Annotated in this window: 27 protein-coding genes; 11 read left to right on the forward strand and 16 right to left on the reverse strand. The window is 60.6% G+C overall.

Annotated elements, in window-relative coordinates:
* Nucleotides 1–10: 10 nt before the first annotated feature.
* Together IB248_RS06705 and IB248_RS06710 are read left to right on the forward strand one after the other, a co-directional pair.
* Nucleotides 11–937, forward strand: coding sequence for an ABC transporter ATP-binding protein (locus tag IB248_RS06705; protein WP_192240574.1), 927 nt, complete (start codon nucleotides 11–13; stop codon nucleotides 935–937).
* The gene (locus tag IB248_RS06710; RefSeq protein WP_018854778.1) at nucleotides 934–1695 is read left to right on the forward strand and encodes an ABC transporter permease; all 762 of its coding nucleotides are present in this window, start codon (nucleotides 934–936) and stop codon (nucleotides 1693–1695) included. Before IB248_RS06705 ends, IB248_RS06710 begins: the two co-directional genes overlap by 4 nt.
* A gap of 10 nt (nucleotides 1696–1705) precedes the next feature.
* On the opposite strand, the gene IB248_RS06715 is transcribed toward IB248_RS06710, so the two are convergent.
* The 3 genes from IB248_RS06715 to IB248_RS06725 are packed head-to-tail and all read right to left on the reverse strand — an operon-like array spanning nucleotide 1706 to nucleotide 3420.
* Nucleotides 1706–2407 carry a TIGR02281 family clan AA aspartic protease gene (locus tag IB248_RS06715; RefSeq protein WP_018854779.1) on the reverse strand — a complete coding sequence of 234 codons (702 nt, stop codon included), beginning with the start codon at nucleotides 2405–2407 and terminating at the stop codon, nucleotides 1706–1708.
* Complete coding sequence (locus IB248_RS06720) at nucleotides 2404–2619, reverse strand: DUF1289 domain-containing protein (protein ID WP_192240575.1); 216 nt, start codon at nucleotides 2617–2619, stop codon at nucleotides 2404–2406. The genes IB248_RS06715 and IB248_RS06720 overlap by 4 nt, the downstream gene beginning before the upstream one ends.
* Nucleotides 2620–2637: 18 nt before the next feature.
* Complete coding sequence (locus IB248_RS06725) at nucleotides 2638–3420, reverse strand: adenosylcobinamide-GDP ribazoletransferase (protein WP_018854781.1); 783 nt, start codon at nucleotides 3418–3420, stop codon at nucleotides 2638–2640.
* A 138-nt stretch (nucleotides 3421–3558) separates the two neighbouring features.
* Here IB248_RS06725 and cobT point away from each other — a divergent pair, with 138 nt between their 5' ends.
* Both cobT and IB248_RS06735 read left to right on the forward strand, forming a co-directional pair.
* Nucleotides 3559–4575 (forward strand): nicotinate-nucleotide--dimethylbenzimidazole phosphoribosyltransferase, encoded by a 1017-nt coding sequence (gene cobT, locus IB248_RS06730; protein WP_018854782.1) that lies wholly within the window; start codon nucleotides 3559–3561, stop codon nucleotides 4573–4575.
* Nucleotides 4576–4692: 117 nt separating this feature from the next.
* A complete protein-coding gene (locus tag IB248_RS06735; protein ID WP_018854783.1) occupies nucleotides 4693–5073 on the forward strand; it encodes a diacylglycerol kinase in 381 nt (126 codons plus the stop codon).
* A 24-nt stretch (nucleotides 5074–5097) separates the two neighbouring features.
* Here IB248_RS06735 and IB248_RS06740 read toward each other — a convergent pair whose 3' ends face one another.
* Complete coding sequence (locus IB248_RS06740; RefSeq protein WP_192240576.1) at nucleotides 5098–6633, reverse strand: HAMP domain-containing sensor histidine kinase; 1536 nt, start codon at nucleotides 6631–6633, stop codon at nucleotides 5098–5100.
* Nucleotides 6634–6739: 106 nt separating this feature from the next.
* Between IB248_RS06740 and IB248_RS06745 the strand changes: the two genes are divergently transcribed.
* The 3 genes from IB248_RS06745 to IB248_RS06755 all read left to right on the forward strand — a co-directional run bounded on the left by IB248_RS06745 (nucleotide 6740) and on the right by IB248_RS06755 (nucleotide 8477).
* Nucleotides 6740–7276: a thermonuclease family protein gene (locus tag IB248_RS06745; protein ID WP_192240577.1), complete on the forward strand. Its 537-nt coding sequence runs from the start codon at nucleotides 6740–6742 to the stop codon at nucleotides 7274–7276.
* On the forward strand, nucleotides 7270–7920 hold the full coding sequence (locus IB248_RS06750) for a uracil-DNA glycosylase family protein (protein ID WP_192240578.1): 651 nt from the start codon (nucleotides 7270–7272) through the stop codon (nucleotides 7918–7920). Before IB248_RS06745 ends, IB248_RS06750 begins: the two co-directional genes overlap by 7 nt.
* A gap of 68 nt (nucleotides 7921–7988) precedes the next feature.
* Nucleotides 7989–8477: an Lrp/AsnC family transcriptional regulator gene (locus tag IB248_RS06755; RefSeq protein ID WP_007533095.1), complete on the forward strand. Its 489-nt coding sequence runs from the start codon at nucleotides 7989–7991 to the stop codon at nucleotides 8475–8477.
* A 20-nt stretch (nucleotides 8478–8497) separates the two neighbouring features.
* Here the strand turns inward: IB248_RS06755 and IB248_RS06760 are convergent, their stop codons facing one another.
* Entirely contained in the window at nucleotides 8498–9493 is a 996-nt protein-coding gene (locus tag IB248_RS06760) for an ABC transporter permease (RefSeq protein ID WP_018854787.1), read from the reverse strand.
* A 36-nt stretch (nucleotides 9494–9529) separates the two neighbouring features.
* The gene (locus tag IB248_RS06765; protein ID WP_062371073.1) at nucleotides 9530–10273 is read right to left on the reverse strand and encodes an ATP-binding cassette domain-containing protein; all 744 of its coding nucleotides are present in this window, start codon (nucleotides 10271–10273) and stop codon (nucleotides 9530–9532) included.
* A gap of 213 nt (nucleotides 10274–10486) precedes the next feature.
* Here IB248_RS06765 and IB248_RS06770 point away from each other — a divergent pair, with 213 nt between their 5' ends.
* Both IB248_RS06770 and IB248_RS06775 read left to right on the forward strand, forming a co-directional pair.
* Nucleotides 10487–11467, forward strand: coding sequence for an NAD(P)-dependent oxidoreductase (locus tag IB248_RS06770; RefSeq protein WP_192240579.1), 981 nt, complete (start codon nucleotides 10487–10489; stop codon nucleotides 11465–11467).
* Between the two features lie 48 nt (nucleotides 11468–11515).
* A complete protein-coding gene (locus IB248_RS06775) occupies nucleotides 11516–12505 on the forward strand; it encodes a sugar-binding protein (protein ID WP_018854790.1) in 990 nt (329 codons plus the stop codon).
* Between the two features lie 56 nt (nucleotides 12506–12561).
* On the opposite strand, the gene IB248_RS06780 is transcribed toward IB248_RS06775, so the two are convergent.
* Nucleotides 12562–13263 (reverse strand): DNA alkylation repair protein, encoded by a 702-nt coding sequence (locus IB248_RS06780; protein WP_192240580.1) that lies wholly within the window; start codon nucleotides 13261–13263, stop codon nucleotides 12562–12564.
* Nucleotides 13263–14177 carry an NAD(P)-dependent oxidoreductase gene (locus IB248_RS06785; RefSeq protein WP_348648569.1) on the reverse strand — a complete coding sequence of 305 codons (915 nt, stop codon included), beginning with the start codon at nucleotides 14175–14177 and terminating at the stop codon, nucleotides 13263–13265. Before IB248_RS06785 ends, IB248_RS06780 begins: the two co-directional genes overlap by 1 nt.
* A gap of 317 nt (nucleotides 14178–14494) precedes the next feature.
* On the opposite strand from IB248_RS06785, the gene ssuD reads away from it, so the two are divergent.
* The gene (gene ssuD / locus IB248_RS06790) at nucleotides 14495–15670 is read left to right on the forward strand and encodes an FMNH2-dependent alkanesulfonate monooxygenase (protein ID WP_192240582.1); all 1176 of its coding nucleotides are present in this window, start codon (nucleotides 14495–14497) and stop codon (nucleotides 15668–15670) included.
* Nucleotides 15671–16041: 371 nt separating this feature from the next.
* Here ssuD and IB248_RS06795 read toward each other — a convergent pair whose 3' ends face one another.
* The 4 genes from IB248_RS06795 to IB248_RS06810 all read right to left on the reverse strand — a co-directional run bounded on the left by IB248_RS06795 (nucleotide 16042) and on the right by IB248_RS06810 (nucleotide 18453).
* A complete protein-coding gene (locus tag IB248_RS06795) occupies nucleotides 16042–16518 on the reverse strand; it encodes an SRPBCC family protein (RefSeq protein ID WP_192240583.1) in 477 nt (158 codons plus the stop codon).
* 8 nt (nucleotides 16519–16526) lie between these two features.
* Nucleotides 16527–16859: a metalloregulator ArsR/SmtB family transcription factor gene (locus IB248_RS06800; RefSeq protein ID WP_192240584.1), complete on the reverse strand. Its 333-nt coding sequence runs from the start codon at nucleotides 16857–16859 to the stop codon at nucleotides 16527–16529.
* The gene (locus IB248_RS06805; protein WP_192240585.1) at nucleotides 16856–17539 is read right to left on the reverse strand and encodes a glutathione S-transferase family protein; all 684 of its coding nucleotides are present in this window, start codon (nucleotides 17537–17539) and stop codon (nucleotides 16856–16858) included. Before IB248_RS06805 ends, IB248_RS06800 begins: the two co-directional genes overlap by 4 nt.
* A 98-nt stretch (nucleotides 17540–17637) precedes the next feature.
* A complete protein-coding gene (locus IB248_RS06810) occupies nucleotides 17638–18453 on the reverse strand; it encodes a class I SAM-dependent methyltransferase (protein WP_192240586.1) in 816 nt (271 codons plus the stop codon).
* Nucleotides 18454–18578: 125 nt separating this feature from the next.
* Between IB248_RS06810 and IB248_RS06815 the strand changes: the two genes are divergently transcribed.
* The gene (locus IB248_RS06815) at nucleotides 18579–19301 is read left to right on the forward strand and encodes a DUF2270 domain-containing protein (protein WP_018854798.1); all 723 of its coding nucleotides are present in this window, start codon (nucleotides 18579–18581) and stop codon (nucleotides 19299–19301) included.
* Between the two features lie 18 nt (nucleotides 19302–19319).
* On the opposite strand, the gene IB248_RS06820 is transcribed toward IB248_RS06815, so the two are convergent.
* The 4 genes from IB248_RS06820 to IB248_RS06835 form a co-directional block, all read right to left on the reverse strand.
* A complete protein-coding gene (locus tag IB248_RS06820; RefSeq protein ID WP_018854799.1) occupies nucleotides 19320–19586 on the reverse strand; it encodes a USG protein in 267 nt (88 codons plus the stop codon).
* Between the two features lie 159 nt (nucleotides 19587–19745).
* Complete coding sequence (locus tag IB248_RS06825; RefSeq protein WP_018854800.1) at nucleotides 19746–20576, reverse strand: ABC transporter permease; 831 nt, start codon at nucleotides 20574–20576, stop codon at nucleotides 19746–19748.
* Nucleotides 20573–21376 (reverse strand): ABC transporter permease, encoded by an 804-nt coding sequence (locus tag IB248_RS06830; RefSeq protein WP_192240587.1) that lies wholly within the window; start codon nucleotides 21374–21376, stop codon nucleotides 20573–20575. The genes IB248_RS06825 and IB248_RS06830 overlap by 4 nt, the downstream gene beginning before the upstream one ends.
* 113 nt (nucleotides 21377–21489) lie before the next feature.
* Entirely contained in the window at nucleotides 21490–22266 is a 777-nt protein-coding gene (locus IB248_RS06835; protein ID WP_018854802.1) for an ABC transporter substrate-binding protein, read from the reverse strand.
* Nucleotides 22267–22354 lie beyond the last annotated feature (88 nt).

Genomic DNA, 22354 nt, shown 5'->3' on the forward strand with positions numbered 1-22354 from the left:
AGAAGAGTTCATGGCCCCCATCATTTCCATCCGAAATCTCACCAAGACCTACGCCAACGGATTTCAAGCGCTCAAGGGCATTGATCTCGATGTCGAGAGGGGTGAGATTTTAGCCTTGCTCGGGCCGAACGGGGCGGGCAAGACAACGATGATCTCGATCGTCTGCGGTATCACGAATCCGACCGGTGGCACGGTCACGGTCGATGGCCATGACGTGGTGAAGGAGTTCCGGGCGACGCGCTCGATGATTGGCCTTGTTCCCCAGGAACTTACCACGGACCAATTCGAGACCGTGTGGAATACCGTCAGCTTCTCCCGCGGGCTGCACGGCAAGCGGCCCAATCCCGGGCATATCGATAAGGTGCTCCGCGATCTGTCGCTGTGGGACAAGAAAGACAATATGCTGCGGCAGCTGTCCGGTGGCATGAAGCGGCGCGTGCTCATTGCCAAGGCACTGTCGCATGAACCGCAAATCCTCTTCCTCGACGAGCCGACCGCGGGCGTGGATGTGACGCTGCGCAAGGACATGTGGCATGTCGTGGAGAAGCTGCGACGCTCAGGCGTCACGATCATCCTGACGACACACTACATCGAAGAGGCGGAAGAGATTGCCGATCGTGTCGGCGTCATCAACGGCGGGGAGCTGCTTTTGGTGGAAGACAAGACGGCGCTGATGGCCAAGCTTGGCCGCAAGCAGCTCATTCTCGAATTGACCGAGCCATTGCAGGCGTTGCCGGATCGGTTTGCCGGCAACGGCCTCTCGCTCGTCGCAGGCGGCACCCGCCTGATCTACGATTTCGATGCAGAGAAAGAACAGGAAAGCGTTGCCACGTTGCTGACCCGGCTCAGCGAGCACAACATTCACTTCAAGGATCTTTCGACGCAGCAGAGCTCGCTGGAAGACATCTTCGTGGCGCTCGTGGGAGGAGCGAAATGAACGTCGAAGCCATCAAGTCCATCTATTTCTTCGAGATGGCGCGCACGCGCCGGACGCTTTTGCAAAGCGTCGTATCGCCGGTGATCTCGACGTCGCTCTATTTCATCGTTTTCGGCGCGGCGATCGGCTCGCGGATCCAGGAAGTGGAGGGGGTATCCTACGGCGCGTTCATCACGCCCGGCCTGATCATGCTGACGCTGCTTGGCCAATGCATCAGCAACGGGTCGTTCGGCATCTACTTTCCGAAGTTTACCGGCACGATCTACGAGGTCTTGTCGGCCCCGGTGGCCATGAGCGAGATCCTGCTTGGCTATGTCGGTGCGGCGGCGACGAAGGGACTGATGATCGGGGTGATCATCCTACTGACGGCGAATCTATTCGTGGATATCAGGATCCAGCATCCTGTCATGATGGTTCTGTTCTTCCTGCTGACGGCGATCACCTTTAGCCTCTTCGGATTCATGATCGGCATCTGGGCCGCCAACTTCGAACAGTTGAACCTGATCCCCATGCTGGTCGTGCCGCCCCTGACGTTTCTTGGCGGCAGTTTCTATTCGATCAACATGCTGCCGCCGTTCTGGCAGGCGGTCAGCCACTTCAATCCGGTGCTCTACCTCGTCAGTGGTTTCCGCTGGAGCTTCTTCGGCATTGCCGACGTCAATCCGCTGGTCAGCCTCGGGATGATCTCGCTCTTCCTGCTGATTTGCCTCGGTAGCCTGGGCTGGATCTTCAAGACGGGATACAGGCTGCGGAGCTAGACCGCGGCCATTAGTCTCGCATCCGCAGTTCGTCCGTCTGGATCTGGAGGGAGCCGAGGGTGGAGAGGAAGCTCATGCCGAGCAGGCTCTGGTCGAGCTTGCCGTCCTCAGCGACGCTGGCCGGGACGTTGTGACGAACGATCGGGCCGATCGCGACCTCGGCGAGCGTCACGCGGGCTGCGCGGGCGCGGCCGTTGGCAGTCATAACGCTCATCGAATAATCGAGATTCTCCGGGATGATGCCAACGCGCTCCGCATCCTCGCGGGACAGCGCGATCATGCTGGCACCGGTATCGACCAGCATGGAAATGCTTTGGCCGTTGACCGTGACATAGGCTTCGTAGTGGCCGTTCAGGACTTTGTGAAGGATCACCTCCTGACCGCCCTCGCTGGTCGTCACGACAACGGCACGCCCCGGCACGAGGCCGGCCAGCAGGCGGTTACCGACGCCAAGCGCTTCCTGGCGATACAGATACACGGTCGCAAGAGCGAGGATCAGCACGAGCCAGATCATGAGATTGCGCAGTGTCTCGCTCGCGCTCGTGCGCCTCGCCCAGATGCCGGCGGCCAGCATTAGTGCAATCGGAAGCAGATAGACAAAGCGGCCGAAATCATCGGTTCGCATGCCGAAGACGCGGGTCGTGTCGCCGCTGAACAAGAGGACTGCGAGACCGAGGCCAAGGACCGCAAGGACGATCGTCAGACGGTTCATGCACACTGCTCCGCTGTGGCCTGCTGGGTGGGCTTCAATGGGATCGCCAATCCGATTGCGGCAAGCCGCGCTGGCAACAAGGTCATCAGCAGCCGGCGCTCTTCGTCGGAAAAGGACATCCAACCGCCGATCTCTGGAAGCGTGCGACCGCAACCCGTGCACAGGGCGGTTTCCGGATCAATTGAGCAGACGTGGATGCAGGGTGTTTGCATGCAGTCTATATCGAGATTTCAGAAAGCCATGGCAAGGGCGCAGAAGGCGGCGATCTCCGAAATCTGCTGGGTAGCCCCAAGCGTGTCGCCGGTGTGTCCCGTGAGTTTGCGACGGACGATGCGCGTGAAGACCATGGCGGATAAACCGCAGGCGAGAAGGGCGCAGACGAGGGGCAGGAGGCCAAGGCTCGGCCAGAGCAGCAGGGCCGCGAAAAGGCAGGCTGTGGCGAGCGCCATGTGCATCGCACCTTCGCCCGGCTGTCCCGCGGCGGCCGCCACACCATCGGGTTTTGCTGCCGGCAGCCGATGCCAGTGCCAAACGAGCGCGGCGCGGCTGATACAGGCGATCGCCGGAATGGCAAGGGCTGCAGCCATGGGCGGGGCTTCTCGTGCGACAGCGGCGAGTCCCGCCGCGCGAAGCGCAAACGACAGAATCAAGGAGATCGCGCCGTAGGTCCCGATGCGGCTGTCCTTCATGATCGAAAGCGCGTGATCGCGGTCGCGCCCGCCGCCGAGGCCATCGGCGCAGTCGGCGAGGCCATCCTCGTGCAGCGCGCCGGTCAATGCCGCCTGGACGGCAAGCGCGGCGAAGGCCGACATCAGCCGGTCGGCGCGCAGGCCAAGCATGACCAGCAAGACGAGCGCAGGCAGCAGTGCGATGACAATGCCCGCCGCGGGGAAGGCGCGGGAGGCGCGGTCAAGCTTGCCGTTAAAGTCGGCGAAGGCAAAAGACGGCATCGGAATACGGCTGAGGAAGGCAACCGCACGAGCAAGGTCGGCCGCATAGTTTCCGATATTCATTCTGACCCCGACCCCGCGACCATATGCAGCGCTTTAGGTGTTGTTCGCCTCGGCGCCTGCCTTTAAGAGAGTTGCGACGAAAGAAGCTGATTTGCAGCGAAAAGACAAGTTACCGACCAAGACAAGGAAGCCGCATTCATGAGCGTTTCAGGCCTGCCATTCGACGATTTTCGGGCACTTTTGCGCGATCTGCCGGGACCGGATGCCAGGGCACTTGCTGCCGCGCGCGAGCGCGATGCGCAGTTGACGAAGCCGCCCGGTGCGCTCGGACGGCTTGAGGAAATTGCATTCTGGCTCGCCGCATGGACGGGCAGGGCGCCTGCGGTGAATCGGCCGCTGGTGGCGATCTTTGCCGGCAACCATGGCGTCACCAGGCAGGGCATCACGCCGTTTCCGCCTGCCGTCACGCAGCAGATGGTCGAGAATTTTGCGGCCGGCGGCGCGGCGATCAATCAGATCTGCGTCGCCTATGACCTTGGGCTGAAGGTCTTCGATCTGGCGCTCGACTATCCGACCGGCGACATTACCGAAGAGCCAGCATTGTCCGAGCGTGACTGTGCGGCGACCATGGCCTTCGGCATGGAAGCGATCGCAGGCGGTACCGATCTTCTCTGCATCGGTGAGATGGGGATCGGCAACACCACGATCGCAGCGGCGATCAACTACGCCCTTTACGGCGGCACTGCGCGTGATTGGGTTGGTCCGGGCACGGGTTCCGAAGGCGAGATGCTGGAGCGCAAGATCGCAGCCGTCGAGCGGGCCGTTGCGCTCCACAGCGATCATCTGGACGATCCGCTCGAGATCATGCGCCGCCTCGGCGGTCGTGAGATCGCGGCGATGGCGGGAGCGATCCTTGCCGCGCGTGTCGAGAAGATTCCGGTATTGATCGACGGCTATGTCGCAACCGCAGCCGGGGCCATCCTCAAGGCGGCCAATCCTTCGGCGCTCGATCACTGCCTGATCGGCCATGTCTCCGGCGAGCCGGGCCATTTGCGGGCGATCGAAATGCTTGGCAAGACGCCGCTTCTGGCGCTCGGCATGCGGCTCGGCGAGGGGACGGGGGCGGCCCTTGCGGCCGGGATCGTCAAGGCGGCGGCGGCCTGCCATTCCGGCATGGCGACGTTTTCGCAGGCAGGCGTCACCAACAAGCACTGACCTTCAGGTTTGTGACAGGTTGATGACGGAGTCCTTGCCGCGGCGACCGCGAACCGGTATTCGCAATTTCTGACTGGCGGCGACAAGGCCGCCATTGACGGACAACGAGGGCACTTGATGAAACCTGCCGTGACAAAACTCACCGGCATCAGCCACTTCTTTGCAGCCGCCGGCTACTCGCTGGGCGGCTTCAGGCGGTTGATCCGGGAGGCAGCATTCCGGCAGGAACTGCTGTTCTTCGCGTTTTCACTGATCCTCCTGATCGTCGTCGGGGCAACGCTTGCCGAGCTGATGATTGCCGTCGTGCTATTTCTTGCCCTCTTTGCCGTCGAGGCCCTGAACACGGCGATCGAGGAAGTCATCGATAGGATTTCGCCGGAGATTTCCATGGTCGGAAAGCACGCCAAGGATCTCGGCTCCTTCGCCGTCGTCTGCATGATCGTTGCGTGCGGCGTGTTCCTGCTGTTCACGATCGGCAAGCATCTGCTGTTTGGATAGAGGCGCCTGTGGTCGACCAGACGGTCAAGCAAAACTCCGGCGCTTGCGGGAGACCGCCGGCGCATCTTCGACCGCCGGGACAGTCTGGAGCACGCGTTTGGCGGGCAGGATGGCGATGACTTCGGTGCCTTCGCGCAGCTTCGATTTGAGGATGAACTGGCCGTCGTGCTTGGCGAGGATCGCCTGAACGATCGGCAGGCCGAGGCCGGTGCCTTGTTCGGCGCTCTTGATCGCGATCGACCCCTGGCCGAAGGCCGAGAGAACCACGGGGATCTCTTCTTCAGGAATCCCGGGGCCATTGTCCTTGATGGAGATGTATTGGCCCCCGCCGGCGGTCCAGCCGACCTTGACGCGGATTTCGCCGCCTTGCGGGGTGAACTTCACGGCATTGGACAGCAGATTGAGGACGACTTGACGCAGCGACTTCTCATCCGCCCAGACGGCCGGCAATTCGGCCTCGAACTGCGGCGAGATGGTGATGTTCTTGCCGCGTGCGCGTAGCTGCACCATGCCGATGCAATCTTCCGAGATGTTCAGCAGCGAGACGGCTTCTTCGCTGAGCTCGTATTTGCCGGCCTCGATGCGCGAGAGGTCTAGGATCTCGTTGATGAGGTTCAGCAGGTGCTCGCCCGAGCGGTGAATGTCGCTGGTGTATTCCTTGTAGGTGGCGTTGTTCAGCGGCCCCATCACCTCGGCGGACATGACTTCCGAGAAGCCGAGGATCGCATTGAGAGGCGTGCGCAATTCGTGCGACATGGATGCAAGGAAGCGCGACTTTGCGAGGTTTGCTTCTTCCGCACGGCGGCGGGCCTCATCGGACATCGACTTTGCGACTTCCAACTCGGCGATCAGGTCGTCCTTCTCGGCCTGATAGGCGAGGATCCTGAGGTTGGACTGGAACAGCCGGTCGCTGATGTAGTTGAAGAGGATAACCGTCGTGGTGAAGACGGCCGTCAGGCTGATCTCGAGGATTCCACGGGAAAGGCCGGCTTGGGCGATCAGTCCGAGGACGACCGGCGCGAAGGTGATGAGCACCGACGGCGTCAGCATGAAGTTCGACATCGCAGTGATCGAGAGCGCGATCAGCAGCGTGGCCCCCTTGTAGAGCAGGAAACTCGAGGGTTCGCATGCCGTGCAGTCCTGCAGGGCAAACACCGCCCAGCAGCAGCCGACCATGAATTGTCCAAACAGGAGAAGGCGGCGCCATTTGCGGGCCGTCGTCGCGTTGATCTCCTGGCCTCGGGCGCGGCGCGCCAGAAATACGTTGGTCGCATGGGCCGTGAGGGTCAGAAGCGCCCACAGAAAGATTTGGGTGTTTTCGGTGAAGTAGACGCCGAGGGCGGCGATGATCATGACGAAGAGCGGGACGATCGACGCGCCCTGCAGGACCGTATTGATATACATTGCCAGCACGTCGCGATCGAAGTTACCGCTTGCGGCGTGGCTCGACTGGAGGCGCTCTCGCGTCAGCCGCACAGCCTTCGACACTGGCTTGTTGCGGTGGCTGCGTGACTTGTCGACGATGTTCTTGTCGGCCGATGTGCTAACGCCAGTACCCATTGTGCACGTTGAAACTTGATCCGCGGTTGTCTAAACCCTAAAGCGCAATCCTTAAGATGGTGTTAGCCATCTTTGCCAAGGATTTGTTTTTTAAGGAGGCGAAAGCGTGACGCGCGGTTTGCGGGTGATGCGCGACGGCGTGACGGCGCTGGCTCTGCTGGCATTCCTGTGGCTGATTGCAGCCAAGCTGAATGATGACGCGGCAACGGTCTATGCCGGCCAGTTTCATGCGGCTGACGGCGACAGCCTGAACATAGGCGGCGATCGGATGCGGCTATACGGTATCGACGCGCCCGAGCTCAGCCAGACATGCGAGCGTGCGGGCAGCGAATGGGCGTGCGGGCGGGAGGCGAAGCAGGCGTTACAAGCCCTTGTCAGGGCCGCCGATACGCAGTGCAGGGGAACCGACCGGGACCGTTTCGATCGCCTGCTGGTGGTCTGCCATGCTGGCGGGGCGGATCTCAACGCCACGATGGTGCGCAAGGGCATGGCGGTATCCTACGGAGCGTATGGTGACGAGGAGGCGCGGGCGAGGGCGCAGAAGGTCGGGCTCTGGGCGGGCACCTTCGAGATGCCGCGAAGCGTACGCGACCATGCGCCGCGACCAGTTGCACGAGGTGTCCTGGGGTTGCTCGGATGGTGATTGCAAGAGGTGCGCCGGACGACGCGGCGCTCGATAGTCTTCGGCAGGAGATTGGGGCGTGCCGCATCTGTCGTGACACGCCGCTTGGCGGTGCGAACGCTCGTCTGCCGCACGAGCCGCGGCCGGTTGCAGTGATGTCGTCGAAGGCGAGGATCCTGATCGCGGGGCAGGCGCCCGGCCTCAAGGTTCATGAGAGCGGCATTCCCTTCAATGATGGATCCGGCGACCGGTTGCGCGACTGGCTGAGGGTGGATCGGGAGACGTTCTACGACCCCGACTGTTTCGCCATCGTGCCGATGGGCTTCTGTTTTCCCGGCTATGACTCGAAGGGAAGCGACCTGCCGCCGCGGCGTGAATGTGCGCCGCATTGGCGGAGCAGGGTCATATCGGCTATGCCGCAGATCGAGCTTGTCCTTGCAGTCGGCCAATATGCGCAGGCGTGGCACATGGGCGCGGAGCGCAGCGAGAATATGACGGAGACGGTGCGAGCCTGGCGAACGACGCTGTCGAAGGTCCGCATGCCTGGCATCTTGCCGCTGCCTCATCCGAGCTGGCGCAATACCGGATGGATCAAGCGCAACCCGTGGTTCGAGACGGAGTTGTTGCCTGTGCTGCGAGAGCGGGTTGCCTCATTGCTGCGCTGAAACAAAATTCTTTTAAACTGCCGGAATCACGCTATACAAAGAAAATAAATTCGAAAGGGCTTTTCCGTATGGACCGTCTCGACCGCAAAATCCTGCGCCTGTTGCAGGAGGATTCGACTTTGGCTGTTGCCGATCTCGCCAAGAAGGTCGGGCTGTCCACGACACCCTGCTGGCGGCGCATCCAGAAGATGGAAGAGGATGGCGTGATCAAGCGCCGCGTCGCCATCCTTGACCCGGAAAAGGTCAACACAAAGGTCACGGTTTTTGTCTCGATCCGCACCGCAACACACTCGATCGAGTGGCTGCGGCGTTTTTCGGAAGTCGTTGCCGATTTTCCCGAGGTGGTCGAGTTCTATCGCATGAGCGGCGACGTGGACTACCTTCTGCGGGTGGTCGTGCCTGACATTGCCGCCTATGACGCCTTCTACAAGCGGATGATCGCAAAGATCGAGATTCGCGACGTGTCTTCCGCCTTCGCGATGGAGCAGATCAAGTATTCGACGCAGTTGCCGCTCGATTACATGATCCTCGACAACGCGAAGTCGAACGAGGACTGATACGAGAGCCGCGGCAGTTGCTAGTCGCTCTGCCGCAGGTTCCTGAGCCGGTCAAACAGAACCGCGAGAACGATCGCGCCGCCGATGAAGGTGCCCTGCCAGAAGGCGTTGATGCCGAGCAGGCCGAGGCTGTTGCGGATGACCTCGATCAACGCGGCGCCGACAATGGCGCCGAAGGCGGTGCCGACGCCACCTGCAAGATTGGCGCCGCCGATGACGGCTGCGGCGATGACCTGCAGTTCCATCCCTGCACCGATGTTCGTGGTTACGGCACCCAGCCATCCGGTCTGGATGATGCCGGCGACACCGGCTGATAGAGCCGAGATCATATAGACCGCGACTTTGATCTTCCTGACAGGCACGCCCGTCAGCGTGGCTGCATGCTCGTTTCCACCAATCGCGAAGACATAACGGCCGAAGCGCGTCCAGCGCAGCACGAAGCCGGTCAGCAGCGCCAGCACGGCCATGTAAAGGACCGGATTGGCGATGCCGAGCCATGCGCCGCCGCCAAGCGCTAGCAGCTTGTCGTGATCCGGGCCGAACTGGAAGACGACGGTGTTGTTGGAGGCCACCATTGCGAGGCTGCGGGCAATTGACAGCATGCCAAGGGTGACGACGAACGGCGGGAATCCGAGATAGGCAATCAACAGGCCGTTGAAGGCGCCGACCACCAGCGCCGTGCCGATCGAGGCCGCAATGCCGGTCCCGATCCCATAGCCGGCATGCATCGTAACCGCCAACACCATACTGCAGAGGCAAAGAACCGACCCAACGGACAGATCGATGCCTCCGGTGATGATGACCAGCGTCATGCCGAGAGCAATGATGGCGACAAAGGTGACGTTGCGGGTGATGTTGTAGAGATTGGTGGGGGTGGCGAAGGAGCTCGTGGCGAAGGACAGGAAGATGCAGGCGATGATGACGGCGACGAGGACCCAGAAGGTCTGGCTCGCGAACACGGACGAGAACCAGTTGCGCTGCCTTTGCGCTATCGTCTGATCGAGGGTTATTGCCATGGTCGACCTTCACTTACGTTAGGGAGCGGCTGCCAGTCACACCTGTTCGATTGCGCCTGTTATGAGCCCGGTGACTTCCTCTGGCGAACTCGCCGTTATCGGCTTGTCGGCAACCTTGCGCCCGCGCCGCATGACGATCACCCGATCGGCGACCGAGAAAACGTCAGGCATGCGGTGGCTGATGAGAATGACCGCGATGCCGCGATCGCGCAGTTGACGGATGTGAGCAAGAACCTCGGCAACCTGGCGAACCGAGATGGCGGCGGTAGGCTCGTCCATGAGCACGAGCTTCGCTTCCGCCAGCATGGTGCGAGCGATTGCGACGGCCTGGCGCTGACCACCCGACATCTGCTTCACCAGATCTCGCGGCCGCGTCTCCGATTTCAGTTCCTTGAAGATTTCGCCGGCGCGCTTGTACATCGTCTTGTAATCGAGAATGCGCATGGGGCCGTAACCACGGCGCATCTCGCGGCCGAGGAACACGTTCGCTGCGGCCGTCAGATTGTTGCAGAGCGCCAGGTCCTGGTGGACGATCTCGATGCCCCGCTGCCGGGCCTCGACTGGTCGATGCAGAATGAGGTCGTTGCCGTCGAGCCGCATCGTTCCATGGCTCGGACGGAAATTGCCCGCGATCATTTTCACGAGCGTCGATTTGCCGGCGCCGTTATCGCCCATCAATCCGACGACTTCTCCCGCTTCCAGTAAAAACGAAACGTCGTTGACCGCCTGTATGGCGCCGAAATGTTTGGAGATGTTGGCGAGCTCAAGAACTGCCACCAGCCGTCTAGCCTCCCAAAGCGCGACCCTTTCTTGGGGCCGCTGATTCGCTCGCCAGTTTCCTCCCTGCGAGCGCTTACAACATTTACCCAGAACCGTGCGAAACCGTCAATCGGATGCTGCTAATTTACCGTCTTTGTTACAATTACTCGTTTCATACTACAATTCGATTGACGCGCGGAGGTCTCTGTATATTAGCTGTTGACGGAGGAGAGCATGCTGATCCTTGTCACCGGTGCAACGGGCAAGGTCGGGCAGCGCTTCATCGGGGGGCTGCTCGACGATCCGCGATTTTCCAAGGCGCGCATTCGCGCGCTTTGTCATAATCGCTTGTGCCCGGAAAACGAGCGCGTCGAAGCTGTGCGAGGCTCAATCAGCGATCGAGGGGCCGTGTCGAATGCGCTTGCCGGCGTCACGCATGTCGTGCATCTCGCGACATGCAAGGAAACGCCTGAAGATGTCATGGACGTCACCGTCAAGGGACTTTTCTGGCTGCTCGAGGGCTTCAGGACGAGCGCTACTGCGCGCCAATTCATTCTTATCGGCGGCGATGCAGGGATAGGGCACTTTTTCTATCGCCATGAAGCGCCAATCACAGAGGCTACGCCTCACCAGGCCTATCCCGGCTGCTATGCGCTGTCGAAGGTGCTGGAAGAGGTGATGCTGGAGCAGTTCCAGATACAGTATGGCATAAACGGCTGCTGCTTGCGCGCGCCCTGGATCATGGAGAAGGACGACTTCAAGTTCACCTTGTCGTTCGGCGACGATGTTTTCGGCGGGCCGGACTGGAAGACACTCGTGCCGCGGGCTGATGCGGAGCGCTATCAGCGGGAGCGGACGGTGCCGTTGTTGCGCGATGCCGACGGCAGGCCGCTGAAGCGCAATTTCGTTCACGTTGACGATCTGGTTTCGGCGATCCTCGCGTCGCTCGACAATCCGCGCGCGCGAGGTCAGCTGTTCAACATCTGCATGGACCGACCTGTCGACTACGGCGAGGTTGCCGCCCACCTTTCGCGGACGCGCGGCCTCGGTGCGGTCGATATACCGAGCCAGTTCCATTCCAACTGGATGGACAACAGCAAGGCGAAATACCTGCTCGAATGGCGGCCCGTCTACGATCTGGAAATGCTAATCGACTCGGCCTGGGGGTATGTGCGTTTGGAGGAGGATCCTCGCATCGTCTGGTATCCGGGTTGATCATGTGGCGGACGATGGCGTCCGCCATTTTTTCAATGGGAGGAAGCTATGAGGAAGGCATTATTGCTTACAGCCGCGGTGCTGGCGCTGACGGCGGGACAGGCGCTGGCGGCCAAGAAACAGTTGGTCATCGTTGTGAAAGGCCTCGACAACCCGTTCTTCGAGGCAATCAACCAAGGCTGCCAGAAGTGGAACAAGGAAAACGCCAGCTCCGAATACGAGTGCTTCTACACTGGCCCTGCATCGACTTCGGATGAAGCCGGCGAAGCGCAAATCGTTCAGGACGTGTTGGGCAAGGCGGAAACGGTGGCCATCGCCATTTCTCCGTCGAACGCCAAACTGATCGCTCAGACGCTGAAGACGGCAAATCCCAAGGTTCCCGTGATGACGCTCGACGCCGACCTTGCGGCGGAAGATTCAGCACTGCGCAAGACCTATCTCGGCACCGATAACTATCTGATGGGCGCGCGCATCGGCGAGTACATCAAGAAGGCCAAGCCGCAGGGCGGCAAGATCTGCACGATCGAAGGCAACCCGGGTGCCGACAACATTCTGCGTCGTGCGCAGGGGATGCGTGACACCCTGACCGGCCAGAAAGGCCTGACCGCGCTGAAAGGCGAGGGCGGGTGGACCGAAGTTGCCGGTTGCCCGGTCTTCACGAACGACGATGGCGCCAAAGGCGTTCAGGCCATGACCGACATTCTCCAGGCTAACCCGGATCTCGATGCTTTCGGGATTATGGGCGGCTGGCCGCTGTTCGGCGCGCCGCAGCCCTATCGCGACCTGTTCAAGCCGATGGCCGAAAAGATCGGCAAGAACGAGTTCGTGATCGGTGCGGCCGACACGATCGGTGATGAAGTCGCGATCGCCAAGGAAGGTCTCGTCACCGCTCTTGTCGGCCAGCGGCCGTTCGAAATGGGCTACAAGGCACCGTCAGTGATGATGGACCTGATCGCCGGCAAGACGGTCCCGGATCCAGTCTTCACCGGCCTCGATGAGTGCACCAAGGATACGGTCGATACCTGCATCCAGAAATAGTGGGGGGGAAGGACGGCGGGCGGATACCATCATCCGCTCGCTGTCTTTTACAGCGATTATCGCGTTGCCGACTTTCGCTCGACCCTCGCGATGACCTTCTCGCTTTTGAGTTCCCGGACGGTTTCTTTGCCGATCCAGCGCGCGGTCCGGTCGTCGGATGCGGCAAGTCGTTCTGCGACTGTGCATGCGCGAGCATGGCAATGCAGGTTGCGTTTGCCGATGTTTCGCAGCGCCCAGTTCACCGCCTTGCGTACGAAATTGCGCGGGTCGCGAGCGTGCGCGTCTATGAGTGGAAGCCAGGCAAGGATCGTGTCGTCCGGCTCATTCTTCAGATGCACGGCTGCGCTGGCAATCATCGCAAAGGCAGTTCGCCGAACGAACTCGCGATCGTCGGCTGCGAATTCAGGTATGAGCGCCTTGAGACCAGCCTCGACGTAGAGGTCTGCCGCCGTATCGACGATTTCCCACGAGTGAAAGTTATCGGACCATGTTCTGGCGAGGTCTGCCGTGAGCTTCTGCGGTTCGGCCGTATAGAGCGCTAGCAGGCGAGCTTCGCGGATGTTGCCTTGCCACAGCTCCAGCGCACGGCCGTTACTTTGCTTCACCGTTCGGGCGATCTTTCGGAGATCCGAATTGGAGATGCCGAGCGCCGTTTCGGTGACGATGCCGAAACGGGCCATGCCTGATATGTTTTCCTCCGAGCGCAGCGTTTGCAGATGCGCAATCAGCTCCGCGCTGCTGGAGGAGGGACCGATCATTATTCGAGACGGGCCAGGAGCGAGGACGTATCCCAGCGATTGCCGCCCATGGCCTGGACGTCACCATAGAATTGGTCGACCAAGGCCGTCACCGGCAGCTTTGCGCCGTTGCGGCGTGCCTCGTTGAGCACGATCCCGAGATCCTTGCGCATCCAGTCGATGGCAAAGCCGAAGTCGTACTTGCCTGCATTCATCGTTTTGTGCCGGTTCTCCATCTGCCAGGAGCCGGCAGCACCCTTGGAGATAACCTCGACGACCTTCTCGATGTCGAGGCCGGCGCGCTTGCCGAAGTGAATGCCCTCCGCCAGCCCTTGGACGAGGCCGGCGATGCAGATCTGGTTGATCATCTTGGTCAGCTGACCGGCACCCGCCGGTCCCATGAGGCCGACCATCCGGGCGTAGGCATCGATCACCGGCTTTGCCTTGTCAAAGATGGCCTCGTCACCACCGCACATGACGGTCAAGACGCCGTTCTCGGCGCCGGCCTGTCCACCCGATACCGGGGCATCGATAAAGGCGCAGCCCTTGCCTTTTGCGGCGGCATCGAGCTCGCGGGCAACTTCCGCGCTCGCGGTCGTGTTGTCGATCAGGATTGAACCCGGCTTCATCGTCTTGAGAACGCCGTCCTCGCCTATTGTCACCGAACGGAGATCATCGTCGTTGCCGACGCAGGTAAAGACGAAATCCGCATCCTTGGCCGCTTCGGCGGGTGTTGGGGCCGATTTGCCGCCGAGCTTCTCCGCCCAGGCCGCCGCCTTCGATGCAGTCCGGTTATAGACGGTAACGTCATGGCCGCCCTTCACCTTGAGATGGCCAGCCATGGGAAACCCCATTACGCCAAGACCGATGAATGCGACTTTTGCCATGTTCCAATCCTCTCCTGAATGCCGGGCATGAGGATTAGCGGAAAGCACGGCGCGCGGAAAGCCGTCGAAGTGCGGGTTGCATCGTGGCGGAAAAATTTTCTCCGAAAGCGGCAATTGCCGGTTCGGATAATCCGGCGAGCCTCGAAAGAAAATAATTACAAATGTCGATCGATTTGATGGGTTTTGTCAAGATTGCAACGAGACACTGGAGCGCCGAGAGCGGCTGACTTCCGGAAAGGGAAGACGATGATTTTACGACGTCAAACACTGGGGCATTTCGGCATGGCACCGTCCTGAACACCGACGACGGGCGCCTTGCACGCAAAGCAAAGCTAATTCAATTCCGACTAGAAGGCATCATTTCCATGACCGGCAAACACGATCCCATCAATTTCCTCTGGTTCATCCCGACCTCTGGGGATGGTGCCTATCTCGGTTCGAACGAGCAGACGCGCGCGCCGGAAATCGGTTATCTCACCCAGATTGCCCAGGCGGCTGATCGCCTTGGGTACTCCGGCGTGCTGCTGCCGACGGGCGTTGCCTGTGAAGAATCCTTCGTGACAGCGGCAGCGCTTGCCGCCAAGACCGAGAAGCTGCAGTTTCTGGTGGCAATCCGTCCGGGTACGGCATCACCCGCATACTACGCGCGTCTAACGACGACGTTGGACCGTATTTCGAACGGGCGCCTGCTGCTCAACATCGTCGTCGGCGGCAGTCCGGCGGAGCTTGCCGGCGACGGCATTCATTTGGCGCACGACGAGCGCTATGCCCATGCCGATGAGTTCTTCACGGTCTTCGAAGAGCTGCTCGAAAAGGGTGTCGCGAGCTACGACGGGAAATACATCAAGGCGACGAATGCGAAGCTTGGCTTTCCATCGGTGCAGAACCCGCGGCCGCCCCTGTACTTCGGCGGTTCGTCGGATGCCGGTATCGACTTCTCGGTCGGCCGCGTCGACAAGTACCTGACCTGGGGCGAGCCACCGGCTCAGGTTGCCGAAAAGGTTCAAAAGGTGCGGGCTGCCGCGGCGAACAAGGGGCGCGAGGTCAGCTTCGGCATTCGCCTGCATTTCATCGTCCGCGAAACCGATGAGGTAGCATGGGCAGCGGCCGATCGCCTGATCTCGAAACTCGACGACGAGACGATCCGCGAGGCACAGGAGCGCTTCGTCAAGGAATCCGACTCCGTCGGCCAGCAGCGTATGGCGGCCCTGCACGGTGGCCGGCGCGACAAGCTGGAAGTGTCGCCGAACCTTTGGGCCGGTGTCGGGCTGGTGCGCGCCGGGGCAGGGACAGCACTTGTCGGGTCGCCGAAGACCGTGGCCGCCCGCCTGCGGGAATATCAGGACGTCGGTATCGATACAGTCATCGGATCCGGTTATCCGCATCTCGAGGAGGCCTATCGCGTTGCCGAGCTACTGTTCCCGGAACTCGGGATCACGCGCGAAGAGCAGCGGCACGGCTTCCAGAGCGATTTCGGCAAGCATCAGGTCTTCGGTGGCGGCAGCCATGGCGGAAACCTCAAAGTGGTGTCCGGCTCCTGATGTGGCAACCGGCGCCGTCTGCTGTCCGGCGGCGCTCTTTCATCGACGACGCACCTGCCGACCATGCTCGCCGGATAACTGCGTCGACCGGTGGTGCTGGCTTAGGTACAGCCCGGCCTCTTCCGGCTAGTGCACCAACGCGTTGACTGTGACAATCAGGAGAAAGGCAGCGATAACCAGGGACGCTCCCCAGGCAACCGTGCGATTGGCCCGGGCCAGGACGCTTGGCCTGGGGCCGCGCTTGGGATTGAATTTCGGCCGCCGCTTGAGCGTGGATCCGGTTTGTGTGTGCCGTTTATCTGCAGTCATACTGCCTCGCCTGCGGCCGTGAGATGCCGAGGCGCCAACCTAGCATGAAACCGGTTCAAGATTTAGTGCGCTGTGCTGCCGTCGCGCTCGACAAACGCCTGGATGCGATCGACCAGAATTTCCGTTCCCTGCCGTCGCGAGCCACCGTCGGTATAGTCATCGAGGAAGACGACCTGTTCCGTAAAGAGCATGGTTGTTCCTGATGGCGTCGCTTCGAAGGTGATCGTCGCAAGCGATGCCGAAATGCGGGTTTCGCCGAGCTTCATGTCATAGGCATAGATGATGCGGGCCTGCGGCACGATATCGAGATAGCGCGCCTCGTAGGCATGCAGCACGCCGTCGCTGTCAGCGACGCGATTGCGCTCCTGGCCGCCGACGCGGAACTCTAGGCTGTATTCGATGGGGACCCACTCGTCGTGGCATGCAAACCACTGCCGCTTGGCCTCCGTATCGGCCCAGGCGGCAAACACCCGTGAGACCGGCGCCCGCATCTTTCGCTCGATTGCGAATGTCTCGTGCATGGCGGAATGTCTTGTCATGTCGTTCGTCACTCCGGTTGGTCGTCCGAGAGAAATCGTTCAAGTCGGTCAAAGCGGGCGTTCCAACTTGCCTTGTGTTCGGCAAGCCAGCGTTCGACCTGGCCCAATGCGCCTGCTTCCAGGCGATAGGTCCGCACGCGGCCGCTCTTTTCGGAACGGACAAGGCCGCTCCTCTCCAGCACGGCGAGGTGTTTCATAACGGTCGGCAGCGCCATCGACAGAGGTTCCGCAAGCTCGGACACCGAAGCTGGCCCGCGGCCGAGACGGTCGACCATCCCGCGCCGGCTGCGGTCCGAAAGCGCGTGGAACATCTCATCGAGTGCGGCGGGTTCGTCCATCATATAGAGGCTTCGTCCGGCCGGAAGCGTGCGGGTAGCCGTTCCCGGTAGGGATAGAATCTGAAATACGGTCGCGCTTCTTCAAGGACCCGTGCAAAGGACGGGCGCGCCAGAAGCCTGTCATAGTAAGCCCGCAGGCTTGGCTGGCCGGCGAAAGGAACAAGGGTCTCTGCATAGAAGAGGGCGGGCGCCGCGGCGCAATCGGCCATGGTGTAGCTATCCCCTGCGATCCAAGGGTGTTCGCCGAGTTGCTGCTCGATCATGCCGTAGGCCTTGCGCAGCGCCGCCTCGGCACTGGCCACGCGGCTCGGATCGCCGCCGCCGCGCAGACGTTCGGCAACGATCTGTTGCATCGGTTCCTGCACGTGCAGGTCAAAGAAGCGATCCCACAGGCGGACTTCGAGCGCTTTGTCGAGATCGCCTGGGATGAGGGTCGTCGCACCCGGATAGTAGCGATCGAGATACTCGATGATGATCGTCGTTTCAGGGACAGTGCGGTTGCGTGCCTCATCGCGCAGCACCGGCATCTTTCCGAGTGCCCAGACGCTGAGGAACGCGGCTCTCGATGCCTCGTTTCCGAGATCGACATGGACGGGCTCGAAGGGCGTGTCGTTCTCGTAAAGGGCGATCAGGACCTTGTGGCAGAAAGATGCAAGCGGATGACTGTGGAGGAAGAGCGACATGCGGCCGGCCTTTCACGTTGTTTTAAAACTTGCGTGAATGGCTAAGTATCAGGGCGCCGCTTCGCTGGCAACAGGAAAGTTGCGTGGATGGCTAAGTATTAAGACAGCCGCGCAATCACCAGGTGGCCCGGGCTCGGATTGCCTTCCTGCATGCGAACGTTGATCTCTCGCATCTCGACGAGCTCGAATCCCGTCGCTGCGAGGCGTTCGCGAATATAAGCTGCCGAATGCAAAAAGCGCTGATGCGGGCCGACCATGTAGGGTTGGCCATTTGCGGAGGCTTCGGGCAGTTCCTCGGATGAAAAGATGAAGAAACCGCCGGGGTTCAGGTTTTCCGCGACGCCGAAGAACAGCGGTTCGAGCGCGCCGAGATAGGGTAGGACGTCAGTCGCGGTAACGAGATCGAACGGATCCTCGTCATTGTCTTCGAGAAAGTCCTCGACCTCAGCGACGAAGAGCGTCTCGTAGAGCTCCTTCTCGTGGGCGATCTCGACCATGTTTTCGGAAATGTCGATGCCGGTCATGTCCTCGCAGAGGTCGCTGAGCGCGCTGCCGGTGAGGCCAGTGCCACAGCCGAGGTCGAGCATGCGCTTGAAGGGGCCAAGGTTCAGCTCCTGCAGGCGCTGGCGCACCATCATCGGCACGTGGTAGCCGAGCTGTTCGACGAGAACGTCCTCGAAGACTTCGGCGTGCTGATCGAACAGGGTCTCGACATAGGCGTCCGGCGCCTTGGGTGGCGTCTCGCCGCGTCCCATGGAGGCGATCCGGACGGCGGCGCCGCCATGATCCTCGGGGTCGATGGCCAGGACCTCTTCATAGGCCTTTACGGCGGCATCGACATCTCCCGCCTTCTCGAGGGCAAGAGCCCGGTTATAGGCTTCCGCGAGTGCGTCTTCGTCGATCTTCTTGGCCATAGCAATTCACCATCGTTTTAATTCCAGAGCTGCGTCTACGGCGACTGATTGTCTTTTGCAATGGCGACGTTCGAGGCGCAGAATAAGGATCCTCTAATGGATAAGAACAAAATGGAGGAAATACCATGGTGGCCGAAATCAGTAAGGCGAACTTCGAGATTGAGCTGGATAGTCCGCGACCAGCGCTGCCGGCAACGCCAGGCGAGATCACGAATACGCTCAGCCACTATTATCGGGGAGAGCTCGGCCGGATGATAAGCTGGCGCGATCGCATCGACCGAACATCGAATTGGGCGATCACGGTCTCGGCGGCGCTGCTTTCGGTTTCACTGTCGACGCCGACCTCGCACCATGGCGTGCTGCTTTTCGGGATGATGCTGATCACCCTGCTGTTGCTCATCGAAGCGCGCCGATACCGCTTCTTCGATATCTACCGCGCCCGAGTACGGAAGCTGGAGCGGGGCTATTTCGCGCAGATTCTTGCGCCGAACGGCGAATCCAGACCCGATTGGGCCGGCGCGATCGCGAGGAGCTTGCGCAAGCCGCAATTTCTCTTGAGCTACCCCGGCGCGGTCAAGCGGCGACTGCGCCGCAACTATTGCTGGATGTATTTTATCCTGTTGCTCGCATGGTGTCTGAAGATCACCACGCCGAAGCTCCAGGCAGAGGGCAATCCGCTGACGCAGACGCATTCATGGACTTACGTAGTCGAGAACGCGGCACTTGGGCCGATCCCGGGCTGGGCCGTGCTCTGCCTGGTTGGCTTGGGCTATGCCGGTATCCTCTACGGCACACTGCATCGGGAGATGGACGAAGACGAGTTCGTCAAAGGGGAGGCTCATGTCTGACCGGCTTTTGCAGCGTGATCAGTTGATGGTGAACTCGCCTCTCAGCGCCCGCCATTCGGTGGCCGAGATGAGTTTGCGGTGAATGTAGCGGACCGAATGCAGCGGTCCGTCGAGCTTCTCCTGCCAGAACTTCAGGAAGCTGCGCATTTCCGGAAAATCCGGTGCAAGGTCGTAGTCCTGCCAGATGTATGTCTGTAGGATCGTTTGATGATCCGGCATCCGGTAGATGATTTGGGCCGTCGTGAGGCCGTAGCCCTGAAGCTGCCTTTCCATGTCCTTGTGCATCGTCGTCTCGCTTCTGGTTCCATTGATCGCTCATTAGCGATCAATGAAATGGAACCACTACATGCTTAACCGAAGCTTGACGAATTGCTAGTGCCTCAGGAATTTCTTTTGCAATTTCAAATCGTTGGCAGCTCTCATCGGCGAGTGCTGCCACGTTGTTCAGCGCTTCAGGTGGCGGGTGAGGCGGCGCTCGATCCATGCCCAGAGATGGCGCAGGGCTTCGACCATGGTGAGGTAGAAAATCGCTGCCCAAAGGTAGGTCTGGTAATCGAAGGTGCGCGAGAAGGCGTAGCGCGTTTCACCCATCAGGTCGAGAACGGTGATGATGGCGACGACCGCAGAGCCCTTGATCAGCAGGATGATCTCGTTGCCGTAGGGCCGCAAGGCGACAATCAGCGCCTGCGGCAAGAGGATCTTGCGGAAGGCGATGACCTTGTGGATGCCAAGCGAGGCGGCGGCTTCGTGCTGGCCGCGCGGAACGCTCTGGATGGCGCCACGCAGGATTTCAGCCTGGTAGGCGGCCGTGTTGATGGTCATCGCAAACAGACCGCAATACCAGGCATCGCGGAAGAACCACCAGAGGCCGACGGTTTCCAGCTGCGGACGGAAACTGCCCAGGCCGTAGTAAATGAGGAAGAGCTGTGCCAGCAGCGGCGTGCCGCGGAACACATAGACGTAGCAGTAGGCGATGCCGTTGATGAACCTGTTCTTGGACATGCGGGCAAAGGCCAACGGCAGCGACAAGATGGCGCCGAAGAATACCGAGATCACCACCAAGGCAATCGTCGTATACAGACCATGCAGGTAGCGGGGACCGTAGCGGGTGAACTTCTCCGGATCCCAACCGGTCACGACCATCGTGAGCAGTGCGGCAGCCAGGACGATCCAGAGAGCGACGACAACGTATCCGGTAATGCGCGCAGCGGTGACTGGCCTGTGCGCTTGCTTCGGAGCCGGCTGCGCCGGAATGAGCGTCTGGGCGTGGCTCATCGGCTGATCTCCGAACGCTTGGCCCACCGTTCTATGTAGCGAAGGCCGAAGGAGGAAATGATGGCGAGGCCGAGATAGAGAGCGCAGGCGACGGTATAGAACAGGAATGCCTGTTTAGTGACCTTAACGGCGACGCCGGTCTGCCGCAGGATATCGGCAAGGCCAATGATCGAGACGTAGGACGTATCCTTGAGCAGGATCATCCAGAGGTTCACCAGGCCGGGAAGGGCGATGCGCACTAGTTGCGGCAACACGATCAGGCGCAACGTGCGCCCACGATGAAAGCCCAGTGCGTCCCCGGCTTCGTACTGGCCTTTCGGGATGGCGCGGAAAGCCGAGAGCAGCACCTCCGAGCAATAGGCGGAAAATACAATCGACAGCGCGATCACGCCCGCCAAGAAAGCGTTGATTTCGATCCGGCCGTCATAGCCCATGGAGGCGAGGACGGACTGGATCAGGATCTGCATGCCGTAATAGATGATGAACAGCGTCAGCAGTTCCGGCAGGCCACGGAAGATCGTGGTGTAGATGCCGGCCGCAAGGCGGACCGATTTCTCTTCCGATTGCTGGCCGAGTGCGATGAGGAAGCCGATGACAAGTCCGATTGGAAGGGTAACCAGAGCGACCGCAACTGTGACCTTGAGGCCGGCGGCGATCTCATCGCCCCAACCGGTGTCGCCACAGGCCAGGATCGTCGAGGAACCGAACCACGTGAAGAGTCCTGCGGGTCCGCAAAGCGGATCGAAGATATGCCCAATCCAGGCCCAGAATGGACCTAGCGCGGAAAATAATCCGCCCATGCCAGTTTTCCCCTCGCGGTTTCTACCGCTTTGATCTTTCTATCGTTGTCAAACAAAAATGGCGGAAGAGCAAGCCTTCCGCCATCAGCTTTATCAGCGACCTACAGCTTTTCTTATTCGCCGTAAACGTTGAAGTCGAAGTACTTGTCCTGGATCTTCTTGTATTCACCGCTGGTGCGGATCGCGGCGATCGCGGTGTTCAGCTTTTCGCGCAGCGCGTCGTCGCCCTTGCGGACGGCAATGCCTGCACCAACGCCGTTGATTTCCTTGTCGACCGGCAGTGGCGTCAGGATCTTGCAGCATGCGCCGGCATCCGACTTGACCCACTGCGACAGCACGACGATGTCGTCGATGACGGCGTCGACGCGCCCATTCGTGATGTCGAGCTTGTACTCGTCTGCCGTCGGGTAGAGCTTCAGCTCGGTATCCGGCAGGTGCTTTTCAGCGTAGTTCGAGTGAGTGGTGGAGGTCTGCGCGCCGATCGTCTTGCCCTTCAGGCCGGCCACGTCGGTGACGGTCGAATCCTTCGGTACGGCGATTGCCGGCGGGGTGTTGTAGTACTTGTTGGTGAAGTCTACGAGTTTCGAACGCTCCGGCGTGATCGACATGGACGAGATGATCATGTCGAACTTCTTGGCCTGCAGGGCGGGAATGATGCCGTCCCAGTCGCTGCTGACGATGGTGCAGTCGGCCTTCATCTCGGCGCAGAGCGCGCGGGCGATGTCCATGTCGAAGCCGAGGAACTGGCCGCTGGCGTCAACGTATTCGAAGGGCGGGTAGGTCGAGTCTGTTCCGATGACATACTTCTCGCCATCAGCCATGGCGGCGCCTGCGAAAAGAGACATCGCGGCGACGGAAGCGGCGGCAAGAATACGGGTGGAGATACGCATGTTAGTCCTCTCTGTTGGTGCTGCCGCTCGTGTTCTTCTTTTGGACGGCGGCTGAGCAGGGCGGTGCAAGGCACGGCCTTGGCGCGAT

The organism is Rhizobium sp. RHZ01, from assembly GCF_014851595.1.
Taxonomy (GTDB): domain Bacteria; phylum Pseudomonadota; class Alphaproteobacteria; order Rhizobiales; family Rhizobiaceae; genus Rhizobium; species Rhizobium altiplani.